The sequence below is a fragment of the Gardnerella sp. CCPDSM genome, assembly GCF_056754715.1.
Map to the genome: position 1 here is coordinate 15283 of NZ_JBQEQO010000002.1, position 14214 is coordinate 29496.

Genomic DNA, 14214 nt, shown 5'->3' on the forward strand with positions numbered 1-14214 from the left:
ATGTTGAGTTAAGGAGGTGGATTATGGCGCGTCGTGCTGCTAATAAGCAATCGCAAGATAAAGCCAATTCTTCCTCTAACCATTCCATAAATCAGGCTAATCATTCCGCAAAATTAAACGTTTCCCAGCAATCGCAGATGCCACTGCAATCGCAGGTTTCTGAGGTTTTGCAGCAGTCAAACGAGCAGCCTGTAGTTAATCAAAATATGCAGTCAAATTCGGGTTATTATGGAATGCCTCAAACTGCTATGCCAGTAGTACAGCAGTCGATGTCAGCGCCGGCCTTCACCTCCACTCCATCCGGTTATGTTGATTCATCTGCTCAAGCTGCGCCTATGCCAATTGCACCATCTTCGTTCATTCAGAATCCGCAGAATCCGCAGTATTCTCAGTATTCTCAGTATTCCCAGAATCCGCAGTATCCCCAGCCATCAGCTCCTCAAACGCCAATTTTGCTAGGCACCTACACGCCAAAAATCGACGATAAAGGCCGCGTAGCTTTGCCTGCAAAATTCCGCGCGCAGCTTGGCGAAGGTTTTGTGATGGCTAGAGGCCAGGAGCATTGCGTTTACGTGCTTCCTATGGTTGAGTTCCAGCGCATAACAACTCAAATTCAGCGTTCTTCAATGAGCAATAAGTCCGCTCGCGATTATTTGCGCGTATTCCTTTCTGGCGCTGTTGACGAGCAGCCAGATAAGCAGGGTCGCATTGTTGTGCCGCCAATGCTTAGGGATTACGCCAGTTTAGGCAACGAAATCGTTGTTATTGGCGTTGGTACGCGCGCGGAAATTTGGAATAAGTCGGCTTGGGAAGCATATCTTTCTGATCGCGAGCAAGGATATGCCGATATTGCTGATGACGTACTTCCGGCGGTGATGTGATGACAGATATTACAGCTATTCACGCACCGGTATTATTGCAAGATTGCGTTGATTTAGTAACTCCTTCCTTGCAACATGAATGCGCAATTGTAGTAGATTGCACTTTAGGTCTTGCAGGTCACGCAACTGCTTTTCTTAAAGCAGCTCCTTTCGCAACGCTTATTGGTATTGATCGCGACACTGAAGCGCTTGCTTTAGCTACAGAGCGTATGCGCAATGAGGGTCTTGAGAATCGCTTTATTCCAGCTCACGCAGCTTTCGACGAAATTGATTCAGTTTTAGATGAGCATAATATTGACGGAATCGACGCTGCTTTTATGGATTTGGGTCTTTCTAGTTTGCAAATTGACGAAGCAGATCGCGGCTTTTCTTATTCTCACGATACTGCTCTCGACATGCGCATGGATACTACGCAATCTACTACTGCCGCAACGATTTTGGCTACTTATGACGTTCATCAATTGACTAAGATTTTCCGCGAATATGGCGAGGAGCGTTTTTCTGCTCCTATTGCTCGCCGCATAGTTCAAGAGCGTCAAAATGAGCCTCTTACTACTTCTGGCCAGCTTGTTCGCTTAGTTGACGATGTTATTCCTAATGCTCATCGCGCTACAGGCAATCCTGCAAAGCGAGTGTTCCAAGCTTTGCGTATTGAAGTTAATGGCGAGTTAGATAAGCTTCAGCGCACTCTTCCAAAAATTGCTTTGCGACTTCGTAAGAGCGGCCGCTTGGTTGTGGAATCGTATCATTCTCTAGAAGATACTACAGTTAAGCGTTTTATGAATCAGGGCTTAACAGTTGACGTTCCAGCGAATATGCCTGTTATTCCTGAAGACGCTAAGCCTTTCTTCAAGTCTCTTACGCGTGGAGCTATGAAAGCTTCTAAAGAAGAGATTGAGCATAATACTCGTTCTTCTTCAGTGCGTTTACGCGCTGTTGAATTGTGCCGTCCTATTCCTAATCGCTGGCTTAATAGGCTTAAAGATGAAGCTTATGGAGTAGAGCCTCGTAAAGGAGGCAGGTGAAGATGGTATTGAATATGAAGAGTCGCGTTTTGCGCTCGTCTTCTTCTAATTCGGCTCCTGCTGGTCGCGTAAAAGATGCTTCTACTCGAAAAGAGTATGTGCATAATTCGTCTTCTGCAATTTTCGGATCTTCTGCAGGATCTTCTAATAGCAAATCTTCTGCAGTATTTGACAGATTCCATAAAGTTATGGCGTGGAGCAATACGCGTAAAGTTCCGCTGATTAATTTTATGATTATCGTAATTTTTATGGTGGTTACGCTTTCTACTTCGCTTATGCTTCGTACGCAAATGGCTGAGCTTTCTTTCGAGCAGACTGCTACGCAATCTCGTATTTCTCGTTTACGTCAAGATGTTGAAACAAAACAGGCGAAGCTTGATACTTTGGAAGCCGAGCTTCCAGCAAAAGCTCAAGATATGGGAATGGTTCCGCAGCAAGGTTCTATTGCTATTGATTTAAGTGATTATGCTGCGAAACGAAAACATAATCGCGAAAAATCTAAAGAAGATAAATCTAAAGAAGATAAATCTAAAGAAGATAAAACTAAAAACGATCAATCCAAAAAAGATCAATCTAAAACGGATAAAACCGCAACAGATAAAACCAAACAAAAGCAACAACAACAGCAACAACAAAAGCAAGTAAAACAGGAGAAACATTGATGCGCCACTTAATCAAACAACGTTTCGCCAACCAGCAGGTATTTGTACGCAAATGCACTGTTATCGCTATGGTTTTTGCACTGATCGGCATCGGTGCAATCGTAAAACTTAGTTTTATTCAACTAATCAACGCAAGCTCCACTGCGCAAGCCGCTCAAGATGAGCGTAGCCGTGTGCGCCCAATTCTTGCTCGTCGAGGACGAATTTTGGACGCAAATGGTGCTGTGCTAGCTCAAAGTGTTGAGCGTTTCAATATTATTGGCGATCCTTTAAATGCGCAGGCTTTTAAGCCAACTCCTTGCACTAAGCAGACTGAGCATAATTGCCATATGCTTAATGGAAAGCCGGTAGAAGGTACGGGCGCTGTGGCGGTTGCTCGTTTGCTTGCTCCGGTATTGCATATGAATTCTGTGGAAATTGGCGGAAAATTAGCAGGAGTTGGTCGTTACGTGCTTTTGAAGCGCAATGTTACTCCTGCAGTTAAGCGAGCTATTGATAAGCTTAATCTTTCTGGAGTAGTTGTTGCAGAAAATAGCAGCGAGCGCGTGTATTCTAGCGGACCAATTCTTGGTTCTGTAATCGGTGCTGTTGCTAATGCGGATGAAGTTAATCGTAAAGATGTTAAGAATCGTAGGGGAGAAGTTGGTATTACCGGCCTCGAATTTACCAATGATTCAGTTTTAAACGGTGTTGATGGCTTCCAGCGTTATCAAGGAAATAACGTTGGAAACGAGAAGATTCCTGGAACTGTAACTGAAACTAAGCCTGCTGTAAATGGTAGCGACATTAAGCTTACTATTGATAGCGATGTAGATTGGTACGTGAAAAAAGTACTTCTTGATGGACAGAAGACGTATCATGCAGCATGGGGTATTGCTGTAGTTCAGGATATTCATACAGGCGATATCTTGGCTTTGGAAGATACAGATGATATTAAAGCCGGCACAACTGACGCTAAAGTAAAAGTGTCTCGCGCTGTGAGCCAAACATTTGAACCTGGTTCTATTGGCAAGGCTTTTGCAATGTCTGGCATGTTGCAAATTGGAGCGCATAAGCTTACAGATCAATTTAACGTGCCTGGAAATATTAATAAGAATGGCCAGCTGTATCACGATGCTATTGAGCACGGTGTAGAGCGCTGGACTTTGGCAGGTATTCTTGCTGAATCTTCTAACGTCGGTATGGTTATGGCAGGCGAAAACTATCCGCTGGATAAGCGTTACGAATATCTTGCTAAGTTTGGTCTTGGTCAGTATACCGGATTGAATTTGCAAGGTGAGTCTCGCGGTTTGCTTCCAAGCGCGCAATCTTGGGATGGTCGTAAGAAAGATACTGTTTTGTTCGGCCAGGGTTATGCTGTTAACGCTTTGCAGCTTACTAACGCTATGGCAACTATTGGCAATAAAGGCGTAAAGTTGCGTCAATCGATAGTGAAGTCTGTTATTGACGCTAACGGTCACGCAACTAGGCCGCATAAGCCGGAAGCTACGCGAGTTCTTGACGAAAATGTTGCTTCTCAAATGATGGACGCTTTGGAAAATTCTGGTGAGCATTACAGCCGCTTCGCTGGTGTTGAAGGCTACAGAATTGCCGCAAAGAGTGGTACTGCAGAAGTTGCTGGTCCTGACGGAAGACTTAGCTCGAGAATTAGTGACTGGTCCGGAATTATTCCTGCAGATAATCCGCGTTTTGTTGTTACTGTTGTTTTGCTTGATCCTCAAGGCGTTTACGGCGGTGTTACTGCAGGTCCGTTGTTTAAAACAATTTGCGAATTCCTTATGCAGAAGTACGATATTCCAACTTCCGCTGTACGCACCAACCCGGTTCCTGTAAATTGGTAATGTGGACGTTACGATTTTGGCGTATATAAAGTAGGGTGTGTGATGAATGCAGTTGATGAATATTCAAGAGTAAGAGTTACGTTAGGTTTTGCTGCAAAAAACTACGGTTTTGAAGTAGTTCCTGCTTTTGCAACGGGCGTTACTATTACTTCTCTTGCTCACGATGTGCGTCAAGTTCGCCCTGGCTGCTTGTTCGTTCCAATAGGACATGTTGATAAGCGTCAGCTTGAAGCAGCTCGAGATGCTGGTGCGTACGCAGCTTTAGTTCCTCCGGAATTTCGTAACGAAGCTTCAACCTTAGGTTTGCCGCTACTTGTTTCTTCTTATAATCCTGTGGCATTAGGCAAGCTTGCTTGTGATATTAATGGGGATCCTTCTTCAAGCGTTGCAACTTTTGCTGTTGCTGGTGACGATGATGATGAAATTCACGCTAACGTAATACGTTTGGCTGATTTTTTGCATATGTTGGGCAATCCTGTAGGAATTATAAGTGATTCCGGATCTATGTCTCTTCAGCGCGAATTGTCGTTGCAGTATCCGTTACATATTGCGGATGTTCAGCATACTTTGTCAGTTTGCGCAGAAGATGGTGCTGCCGCTGTTGTTATTGCATTAAATTCTGCTACGCTTTCAAAAAACGCGTTGCAGTCGGTTAATATTGACGTGCTTGGTGCTGAAGAATCTTCTGTAGAAAAATCTTCTGTAGAATCTTCTGCAGAAAAAGCTTCTGTAGAAAAAGCTTCTTTCGAAAATTCGGAAGCAAATTCGGAAGCAAAATCTTCTGTAGAAAAAACTGCATTAGATTATATGCCGCCTTTGCGTCAATTAAGTTTTTATTCTTTGCGACAACGTTACGGTTTTGCTAGCAGAGATCACGCGTATTGCGTTACTAGATCAGCTGAGTCTGATGAATTAGCGCAATTAGCTGATCAAATTGGTGGCAAGGATGTTAAAAAGCATCTTTCCTTAACTATCGCAATGGTTTTAGCTGCAGGTGTTCGCCGTGGAACTATTAAAAGCGCTTTACGAGTTTCGCGAGAATTGCGCTAAATTTGATTTAGTAGATAATTTAGTAGCTAATTTAGAAGCGTGAATTTGTAAAGCATAAAAATTGTAAGGCATTAAATAAAGTTTGGAGGATATTATGGGTTGCGGTAAGTCTTTGAACGAGGATTCTATTGCGAATTCTATTAAAAGTTCTGATAATACTTCTGATAATACTTCCGTTAGTGTTTCTCCTAGTGTTTCTCCTAGCGTTTATAAAATTCAGACTAAACAGCAAATGATGCCAATGACTCTAAGCGAAATCGCTTTTTCTGTTAGTGGAGAATTACATACAAGCGATTGCAATAATTCTTCTGAAGATGAAGAGAGCATTGCGACTTCTGTTTTCACTGATTCTAGGCAAGTTCGTTTAGGCTCCGTGTTCGTTGCTATTGCAGGAGAGCATGTTGACGGTCACGATTACGTTTCTATGGCAGAAAGATATGGCGCTTTAGTTGCAATTGTTGAGCATTTAGTTCCAGGCGTTAATATTGCTCAGATTGTTGTTAGAAATTGCGTTGAAGCATTGGGAGCATTAGCAAAACATAATTTACAGCTTCGTCGCCAATTGCCTGAGCCTTTTACAATTATTGGAATTACTGGTTCTGTTGGTAAAACAACAACAAAAGATATGCTTAACGCATTGCTTAGCACTTTTGGCGAAACTGTAGCTCCTATTGGATCTTTTAATAATGAAATTGGTTTGCCTCTTACTGCTTTAAAAGTTGGCAGCTCAACTAGATTCTTAATAGCAGAAATGGGTGCGAATCATGTTGGTGAAATCGCTGGATTAACGCATATTGCGCCTCCAGATATTGCTGTAGTTCTTAAAGTTGGCGTAGCTCATTTGGGAGAATTTGGTTCAGTTGAGCGCATTGCACAAGCAAAAAGTGAGATTGTACAAGGTCTTGTGCCTGGTGGCATAGCTGTTTTAAATGCTGATGATCAACACGTTAAAGCAATGGATGCTCTTGTTGATAATTCACATGCTCGCTGGTTTGGTAAGAATACTGAAAACGGGCTTCTTGAGGGAGCTCGCGAAGGTGAGTATCAACTTTACGCAAGCGATGTAGAATTAAATACTCTTGGAAAGCCAATATTTACTCTTAATGAAGTAAATAATTCAGGAATTGACGAAAATTCAAATAATTCCAAAAAGCGCGTTACTAAAGTCGCTAATAAAGTTCAAGTGCGTCTTTCTATACAAGGCGAGCATAATGTTATGAATGCGCTTGCAGCAGCGAATGTTGCTCGCTACTTAGGAATGGATCTTTCTGATATTGCTGAAGGCTTGAGAAAAGTTTCTCGCATTAGCCCACATCGTATGCAATTAAGTCTTGTTTCTCGTAAAAATAAAAACTTTATTCTTATTGACGATTCGTTTAACGCAAATCCTGATTCCGTAAAAGCTGGTATTGACGGATTGTGCGCGTACGAGCGTAACGATAAATCTCAACCATCTGCTCTTTTTAGAATTGCTGTGCTTGGTTCCATGCTTGAACTTGGGCAAGATGCAGATCAATTGCATGATAGTGTAGGAGAGTACGCTGCACATGCGCCTTTGGATGCAATAATAGCTGTTGGTTCTAAAACCGACGAAAAGTTGGATAATTTAGCTTCTTGGATTTATAAAGGCGCGCGTAGTGCCTGGTATAGCGAGAGTCTTGAAGTAGATGAAGCAGTGCATTGGGCTCATAGTGTTGACGAAGCTGATGAAATTGTTTGGAAGCTTGTGGCCGACCATCCGAGTAGTGTTGTGTTATTGAAAGGCTCTCACGCTTCAGGACTAAGCGCGTTAGCGGATCGATGGACAAAAAATTAACTGAATTTAAATTGAATTGATTTAAATTAGCTGAATTTTTGCGGATATTTGCGAAATTTTACGGATATTTACGGATATTTACGAAATTTTGCGAATATTCAGCGTACGGAACCGTAGTTAAGAAAACGAACAGTAAAACGGAGGTTAAGCGGTGATTGCGCTTATTGTAGGAATTGTTGTGTCGCTCGTAGTGACGATTGTTGGCACACCTCTGCTTATTCGTTTGGTGCATCGCTTGCACTACGGTCAGTACATTCGTCAAGACGGTCCTCAATCCCATTTAGTTAAGCGCGGCACGCCAACTATGGGCGGTGTTGTAATCAATCTTGCAGTCGTTGTGGGCTGGGCTGCTTCCGCATTGTATAGATACTTATCTGTTGGACGCTCTCCTTCATGGTCTGCAGTTTTGGTTCTTTTTGCGATGCTTTCTATGGGCTTGCTTGGGTTTATTGACGATTTTGCAAAAGTTCGCAAAAAGCAGAATCTTGGTCTTTCTGTTCACGCTAAATTTATTGGACAGGTTGTGTTTGCAAGTATTTACGCTTTGCTTGCGTTACTTTTGCCAACGCAATCTGGACTTCCAAGCGCGCAGCCTGGAATGAGCTTTATTGAGCGTCCATTCCTTGATTTTTCAATTCTTGGAAGAGGAATTGGAATCGTCGTTTTTATTATTTGGGTTAATTTCCTTATTGCCGCTTGGTCAAATGCTGTGAACTTAACTGATGGTCTTGATGGCTTAGCTGCAGGATCTTCTATGATCGCTTTTGCAGGATACGCATTAATTGCTTTTTGGGAAAGCTACCATGTGCGCGGCGGCGGACATTTTGGCTTCTCGTACGCAGTTTCGGATCCTCTTGATTTAACTATTATTGCAGTATGTGCTGCTGTAGCTTGCTTCGGATTCTTATGGTTTAATTCGAATCCTGCGCAAGTATTTATGGGAGATACAGGTTCCTTAGCGTTGGGCGGCTTGTTTGCTGCGCTTTCGATTGCAACACACACCGAATTTTTGGCAGTAATTTTGGGCGGATTATTCGTTATGGAAGCTGCAAGTGATGTTATTCAAGTTGGTTTCTTTAAAGCTACGCATAAGCGAGTATTTAAAATGGCTCCAATTCATCACCATTTTGAATTGCTCGGTTGGACAGAAACCAAAGTTGTGGTTCGTTTTTGGATGATTGAGCTTATATTTGTTCTTTCAGCGCTTATGATGTTCTACGCTGATTGGGCAGGTCGCTCAGGATTACTTATTTAATAAAAATCGGAAGGCTTCAATATGAATACTCGTATGAGTGACGATGCGTCTGTTTCTTCTAAACTTTGCGCTAAAAACAACGCATTTAAATTCAATCGTGTTCTTGTAGCAGGTCTTGGAATATCTGGTCGTGGAGCTGCTGAAGTTTTACGCACTGTTGGATGCGAAGCAATAACTGCTGACGAGAATAAGCCGGAAGCTGACATTCACGATTTTTCAGCTATTGATTGGAATACTATTGATGCTGTTGTTACGTCACCAGTATTCAATCCGCGTACACAATTTTTACTTGATGCTGCTTCTCACAATATTCCAGTAATGAGCGAAGTTGAACTAGCTTGGAGGTTGCGCGTAAATTCGACTCGCACTAAAAAACCAGCTTATTGGATTGGAATTACCGGCACAAACGGTAAAACTTCAACTACCGAAATGACTTCTGCAATGCTTACCGCTTGCGGATTAGACGCTCCAGCTGTGGGAAATATTGGAAAATCTGTTTCTTGCGCATCTTTAGAAGCTGAGCATGACGCTTTATGTGTGGAATTAAGCTCATTCCAAATGCATTTTACTGATTCTTTAGCTCTTGATTGTGCTGCTATTACTAATATTACGGCTGATCATTTGGATTGGCATGGTGGCATGGATGCTTACGCTAACGATAAAGCAAAAGTATTTAATAATGTTACTAAAGCTTTAGTTTATAATGCTCAAGATGCTCGCGTTAAAGATTTAGCTAAAAACGCAAAAGTTGCAGAAGGTTGCAAGCGTATTGGCTTTACTTTAGAGGAGCCTAAGCCTGGTGAAATTGGTGTTAAAGACGGTTGGATTGTTGACAACAGTGGTGTTGCAGGCGGAGTTGAAGGCGAGCCGAAGCGTATTGTAGCTTTGCGTGATTTAAAGCATTTATGCGAGCCGGACGGCACAGTTTACCCGCATCTTCTTGCGGATGCTCTTACTGCTTTGGCTTTAGTTCTTGGCTTAATTAACAACAGCAATATTGAAAATGCGCTAAAAGCTTTGTGCGAGTTTGCTCCTGGAGGGCATCGTATTCAAACTGTTGCAACACTTAAATCTTTAGATAATAATGCTTTAAAAAGCATAAGATTTGTTGATGATTCTAAAGCTACTAACGCTTTTGCTGCAGCTGCTTCTTTGTCAAGTTTTGCAAATAACTCTGTTGTTTGGATTGCAGGCGGATTAGCAAAGGGAAGCCATTTTGAAGATCTTATTTCTAAGCAGAAGCATGTTATAAAAGCAATTGTTGTTATTGGCGTAGATCAGCGTCCTATTGTTGAAGCTATTCATACGTCTGCTCCTAATATTCCTGTAACAATTGTTGCTCCAGACGGTTCTTACGCTAAATCGTATAATGGAATTGATGACGCGGTTTTGGATAGCATTGAGCATAGCAATCTTGTTCATGCAAACTCTTCGTTTGGCCAAGATGTTATGCATAAAACAATAGAAGCTGCTGGCGCTTACGCAACTTATGGCGATGTTGTATTGCTAGCTCCTGCATGCGCTTCTATGGACCAATTTGTTTCATACGCCGATCGCGGTAATCGCTTTGCTCAAGAATCTCAACGATGGGTGCATAATCATGGTGTTCAACAATAATAAGCCGACTCAGTGGTTTCGCTCATTAGTGCATAAAAAAAGCGTTGAAAAGCAGAATCAAGATCAAGATTTATTGATTAAGCGCTATTTTGGATGGAAAAATTTAACTAATCCTCTTTGGTGCTTGTTGGGCTTAAGAATATCAGTAGTCATATTGTCAATATTTGGCTTATTTATGGTATTTTCTAGCTCGTCCGTAACAATGATTACTTACGGTGTAGCTCCATGGGGTCAGGGCGTAAACCAAACAATTTACTGTGTTTTGGGCTTAATAGGCTATATTTTTGCTTCCAGAGTGCCAATTAACTACTATCGCAAATATATAGTTGCTATTTATGCTGTTGCAGCAATTGCGCAGTTCTTCACGTTTGTGCCAGGCTTAAGACGAGAAGTAAACGGTAACGCAGGTTGGATTGCTTTCGGACCTATAACATTGCAGCCTGCAGAAATTACTAAACTTGCGATGTGTATTTGGCTACCAATAGCGCTTCTTGCAGCAAAACAAGCGTATGAGCGTGTGCAAATGCGAGCCTATATTCCTGCAGTATCGGGTCTTGGTATTTCGCTTCTTCTAGTTATTGCCGGTAAGGATCTTGGTACCGCTTTAATTATTATTTTGATTGCGCTTATAGCATTTTATTTAGGAGGATTTCCTACTAAATGGCTTATTTTAAGCATTTTTGTTGCTGTTTTGATGGTTGGATTACTCGTATTAACAAGCCATAACCGCATGAGACGTATTCTTGCAACTTTGCAAGGCTGCGACGCAAAATCTGCAAAAGGCGTGTGCTTCCAAGCAATTCACGCTCAATACGCAATGGCTTCAGGCGGATTATTAGGCGTTGGTATTGGTAACTCTCGCGAAAAGTGGAATTATTTACCTTACGCACATAACGATTTTATTTTTGCAATTATTGGCGAAGAAATGGGATTCTTAGTTGCGTCTGCCGTAATTTTGCTATACATAGTAATCGGATGGTGCATACTTTCTTCAGCATTACAAGCGGAATCAAAATTCATTTCTATTACGCTAATGTGTATTGCAACTTGGATTGTTGGGCAAGGCTTAGTTAATATTCTCGTAGTTGTGCAAATATTGCCGGTTATGGGAGTTCCTATGCCATTCGTGTCTGCTGGCGGTTCTTCGCTTGTTATGTGTTTAATTGCAATTGGTGTAGCTGATGGTCTTATGCGTGCCAATCCTCAGCTAAAAGTATCAAAATAACAAGGTGACAATGATGAATCCTGAAAATACGAATAAAAAAGAAGTGCATATTGTGCTTGCAGGTGGGGGAACTGCAGGACACGTTAATCCGTTGCTATCAGTTGCAGACGCGATTAAAAATTACGACTCTAGCGCGCATATTAGCGTTATTGGAACGGCAGTAGGATTAGAAAAAAATCTTGTTCCTCAAGCAGGATACGAACTTGACACTATTGAAAAAGTGCCGTTTCCGCGAAAACCAAATCTCAATGCTCTTAAATTCCCAATTCGCTGGATGCGTGAAAAACGCAAAGTCGCAAATATTCTAAAAAAGCGAAAAGCAGATATTGTTGTAGGCTTCGGCGGTTACGCTTCTGCGCCTGTGTATTCAGAAGCGCATTCTAAGCATATTAAAATTATTATTCACGAACAGAATGCAAAAGCTGGAATGGCCAATAAACTTGGTGCTCGCTGGGCTACAGAAATAGGCAGTGCTTACGAAAATACAGGTTTGCGCGCTAAAAAAGGTGCTATAACTAAACGCGTTGGCTTACCATTAAGGCCAACAATTGCAAAATTATGCAAAAAAATAGAAGAAAATCCGGATCTTGCACGCACTGAAGGCGCTCGCAATCTGGGACTAGATCCACTTAAACCAATATTGCTTGTTACTGGCGGATCTTTAGGCGCTAAAAGTATTAATTTATCTGTTGCTAAAGCTTCTAAAGACTTACTTGAATACGCGCAAATAATTCACTTAACTGGTCGCGCAAAATCTAAAGAAGTGCGAAATATTGTTGCAAATCAAGCTGGGGAAGCTCAAATAAACGATATTAATCCTGAAAATGCTGGAAAAGGCGATTATCATATTGCGGAATATTTGGAAAGAATCGACTGGGCTTTTGCTTGTGCAGATTTAGTTATTTGCAGGTCGGGAGCTGGAACGGTTGCAGAAATTTCCGCTCTTGGCTTGCCAGCAGTTTACGTGCCGCTTCCTATTGGCAACGGCGAGCAGCGTTTTAATGCGGAGCCTGTGGCGAAAGCTGGGGGAGCAGTAATAGTAAACGATGCCGATTTTAATGAAGAATGGTTGCGAAGCGAAGGTTTAGCATTATTGAAAGATGCGAAACGCTTACAAAATATGCGTGAAAACGCTTGGAAATACGGTATTCGCAACGCTGCAGACGTTATGGCAAAGCGTATTCTTGAAATCGCAAAAGAAAGCGGAAATGATGACAAGCGTAAATAGCATGAATAGCGTAAATAGCATGAATCCATTATGTGAAAATATTGACTCGGAAAATATTGACTTAAATCCTGTAAAAGCAGCATTTAGCAATTCGCAAAGCCTTTCTTCGCTTGGGCGAGTTCATTTTATTGGCATAGGTGGTGCCGGTATGAGCGTGCTTGCGGAAATGCTTCACGAAGAAGGCGTAAAAGTTAGCGGATGCGATAAAGAAGAAAATGATCACACTCAACGCTTGGAAGAATTAGGTGTTGAAGTAAAAATTGGTCAGAACGCTTCTCACGTTATGAACGCGGACGTGCTCGTATATTCAAGCGCAATTAAACCAAGCAATCCCGAAATTGTAGAAGCACAAAAGCTGCGCGTAAAACTTGTGCACAGAAGCGATATTCTCGCTTTACTGCTTTCTTCAAAACGCGGCGTAACTGTTGCCGGAGCGCATGGAAAAACCACAACTAGCTCACTTCTAGCTCACATATTAAACGTTTCTGGCACTGGAGAACTTGCGGATGCAAGCTATGCTATAGGCGGATCAATTCAAGCAGCAGACGGCAGCGTAATAGACGGCGGCCACGCAGGAAATGGAAGCGTTATGGTTGCCGAAGCAGACGAATCGGACGGAAGTTTTGAAAAATACCATCCAGAAGTAGCAATCGTAACAAATGCAGAAGCGGATCACTTAGATCATTACGGATCTGGCGAAAAATATCGAGAAGCTTTTGTTGAACACGTAAGTCACGCAATTAAAAACGTAATAATATGCGCAAACGATGATGGCGCTCGCCAAGTGCTTGAAGCAATGTCGGATGATTCTTTGCGTTCTACTGTAGCTTACGGTAGCGCGGATACTTGGAAGCTTTCAGTAAGCGAGCGCGTGCAAAAGCTAGCAATGTTTGCTGCAATTGAGCATGAAAGCGAGCAAGCTTTTAGCGGTATGGAAGAATTTACGCTTGTTTTGCCAAAAAATATTGTGAAAAGTGAGGATTCTTGCGTCGTAAAAGTCAGCTTGCTTATTCCAGGATTGCATAATGCGTTGAATGCTTCCGCGGCGATTATTGCCGCAGTATTGCTTGGAATGAGTCCGGAAGATGCTGCGCGCGGTGCTAAAAGTTTTAGGGGAGCCTCGCGTCGTTTTGATATTCGCGGATGCGTTAATGGCGTTACGGTTGTGGATGATTATGCGCATCACCCAACAGAAATTGAGGCGCTTTTGCGTGCTGCAAGAAGGCGTTACCCTGATGCTTCTCTTCGTGTGCTATTCCAACCGCATTTATTCTCTCGCACTCGCGCTTTTGCGAAGGAGTTTGCGAAGGCTTTGGCTTTAGCGGACGATGTGATTGTTACAGGCATTTTCCCTGCTCGAGAAAAGCAGGAAGATTTTGCGAATATTCATGCGTCTACAATCGTTGAAGCTGCTAAAAATCAGGAAATTAGCGTGCCGATGGAAGCGGTTGACGATATGCGTGAAGCTGCGCTGAAGTTAGCTAATCGCGCAAAATCTGGAGATGTGCTTCTTACTGTTGGTGCAGGAAGTATTACTGCTATGACGTCTGTTATGCTAGGTGCATTGTAATCTTATTTGCTAAAGTCGGCTTAATTTAAGAGATTAAAGTTTTT

The 14214-nt window shown here is 42.3% G+C and carries 11 protein-coding genes; all 11 read left to right on the forward strand.

Annotated features, from left to right (window positions below; genetic code table 11):
* Positions 1–23: 23 nt before the first annotated feature.
* The 11 genes from mraZ (at position 24) to murC (ending at position 14170) form a co-directional block, all read left to right on the forward strand.
* Positions 24–881, forward strand: coding sequence for a division/cell wall cluster transcriptional repressor MraZ (gene mraZ / locus ACTJLE_RS01355; protein ID WP_481267115.1), 858 nt, complete (start codon positions 24–26; stop codon positions 879–881).
* Positions 881–1906: a 16S rRNA (cytosine(1402)-N(4))-methyltransferase RsmH gene (gene rsmH, locus ACTJLE_RS01360; RefSeq protein WP_481267116.1), complete on the forward strand. Its 1026-nt coding sequence runs from the start codon at positions 881–883 to the stop codon at positions 1904–1906. Before mraZ ends, rsmH begins: the two co-directional genes overlap by 1 nt.
* A gap of 2 nt (positions 1907–1908) precedes the next feature.
* Complete coding sequence (locus ACTJLE_RS01365) at positions 1909–2568, forward strand: hypothetical protein (protein ID WP_481267117.1); 660 nt, start codon at positions 1909–1911, stop codon at positions 2566–2568.
* The gene (locus ACTJLE_RS01370; protein ID WP_481267118.1) at positions 2568–4409 is read left to right on the forward strand and encodes a peptidoglycan D,D-transpeptidase FtsI family protein; all 1842 of its coding nucleotides are present in this window, start codon (positions 2568–2570) and stop codon (positions 4407–4409) included. The genes ACTJLE_RS01365 and ACTJLE_RS01370 overlap by 1 nt, the downstream gene beginning before the upstream one ends.
* Before the next feature lie 42 nt (positions 4410–4451).
* Complete coding sequence (locus ACTJLE_RS01375; RefSeq protein WP_481267256.1) at positions 4452–5459, forward strand: UDP-N-acetylmuramyl peptide synthase; 1008 nt, start codon at positions 4452–4454, stop codon at positions 5457–5459.
* A gap of 232 nt (positions 5460–5691) precedes the next feature.
* Positions 5692–7275 (forward strand): UDP-N-acetylmuramoyl-tripeptide--D-alanyl-D-alanine ligase, encoded by a 1584-nt coding sequence (locus ACTJLE_RS01380; protein WP_481267257.1) that lies wholly within the window; start codon positions 5692–5694, stop codon positions 7273–7275.
* Between the two features lie 151 nt (positions 7276–7426).
* Positions 7427–8530, forward strand: coding sequence for a phospho-N-acetylmuramoyl-pentapeptide-transferase (mraY, locus tag ACTJLE_RS01385; RefSeq protein ID WP_481267119.1), 1104 nt, complete (start codon positions 7427–7429; stop codon positions 8528–8530).
* Between the two features lie 21 nt (positions 8531–8551).
* The gene (gene murD / locus ACTJLE_RS01390) at positions 8552–10147 is read left to right on the forward strand and encodes a UDP-N-acetylmuramoyl-L-alanine--D-glutamate ligase (RefSeq protein WP_481267120.1); all 1596 of its coding nucleotides are present in this window, start codon (positions 8552–8554) and stop codon (positions 10145–10147) included.
* Positions 10131–11372 carry a peptidoglycan glycosyltransferase FtsW gene (locus ACTJLE_RS01395; RefSeq protein WP_481267121.1) on the forward strand — a complete coding sequence of 414 codons (1242 nt, stop codon included), beginning with the start codon at positions 10131–10133 and terminating at the stop codon, positions 11370–11372. Before murD ends, ACTJLE_RS01395 begins: the two co-directional genes overlap by 17 nt.
* Before the next feature lie 13 nt (positions 11373–11385).
* Positions 11386–12600, forward strand: a complete 1215-nt coding sequence (locus ACTJLE_RS01400) for a UDP-N-acetylglucosamine--N-acetylmuramyl-(pentapeptide) pyrophosphoryl-undecaprenol N-acetylglucosamine transferase (protein WP_481267258.1) — start codon at positions 11386–11388, stop codon at positions 12598–12600.
* Between the two features lie 19 nt (positions 12601–12619).
* Positions 12620–14170: a UDP-N-acetylmuramate--L-alanine ligase gene (gene murC / locus ACTJLE_RS01405; RefSeq protein WP_481267259.1), complete on the forward strand. Its 1551-nt coding sequence runs from the start codon at positions 12620–12622 to the stop codon at positions 14168–14170.
* Positions 14171–14214: the final 44 nt, after the last annotated feature.

Coding starts and splice junctions, on each gene's coding strand:
- rsmH (WP_481267116.1), top strand. CDS start 881: ATGACAGATATTACAGCTATTCACGCACCGGTATTATTGCAAGATTGC.
- ACTJLE_RS01400 (WP_481267258.1), top strand. CDS start 11,386: ATGAATCCTGAAAATACGAATAAAAAAGAAGTGCATATTGTGCTTGCA.
- ACTJLE_RS01370 (WP_481267118.1), top strand. CDS start 2,568: ATGCGCCACTTAATCAAACAACGTTTCGCCAACCAGCAGGTATTTGTA.
- mraZ (WP_481267115.1), top strand. CDS start 24: ATGGCGCGTCGTGCTGCTAATAAGCAATCGCAAGATAAAGCCAATTCT.
- ACTJLE_RS01375 (WP_481267256.1), top strand. CDS start 4,452: ATGAATGCAGTTGATGAATATTCAAGAGTAAGAGTTACGTTAGGTTTT.
- ACTJLE_RS01380 (WP_481267257.1), top strand. CDS start 5,692: ATGATGCCAATGACTCTAAGCGAAATCGCTTTTTCTGTTAGTGGAGAA.
- ACTJLE_RS01365 (WP_481267117.1), top strand. CDS start 1,909: ATGGTATTGAATATGAAGAGTCGCGTTTTGCGCTCGTCTTCTTCTAAT.
- ACTJLE_RS01395 (WP_481267121.1), top strand. CDS start 10,131: ATGGTGTTCAACAATAATAAGCCGACTCAGTGGTTTCGCTCATTAGTG.
- murC (WP_481267259.1), top strand. CDS start 12,620: ATGAATCCATTATGTGAAAATATTGACTCGGAAAATATTGACTTAAAT.
- murD (WP_481267120.1), top strand. CDS start 8,552: ATGAATACTCGTATGAGTGACGATGCGTCTGTTTCTTCTAAACTTTGC.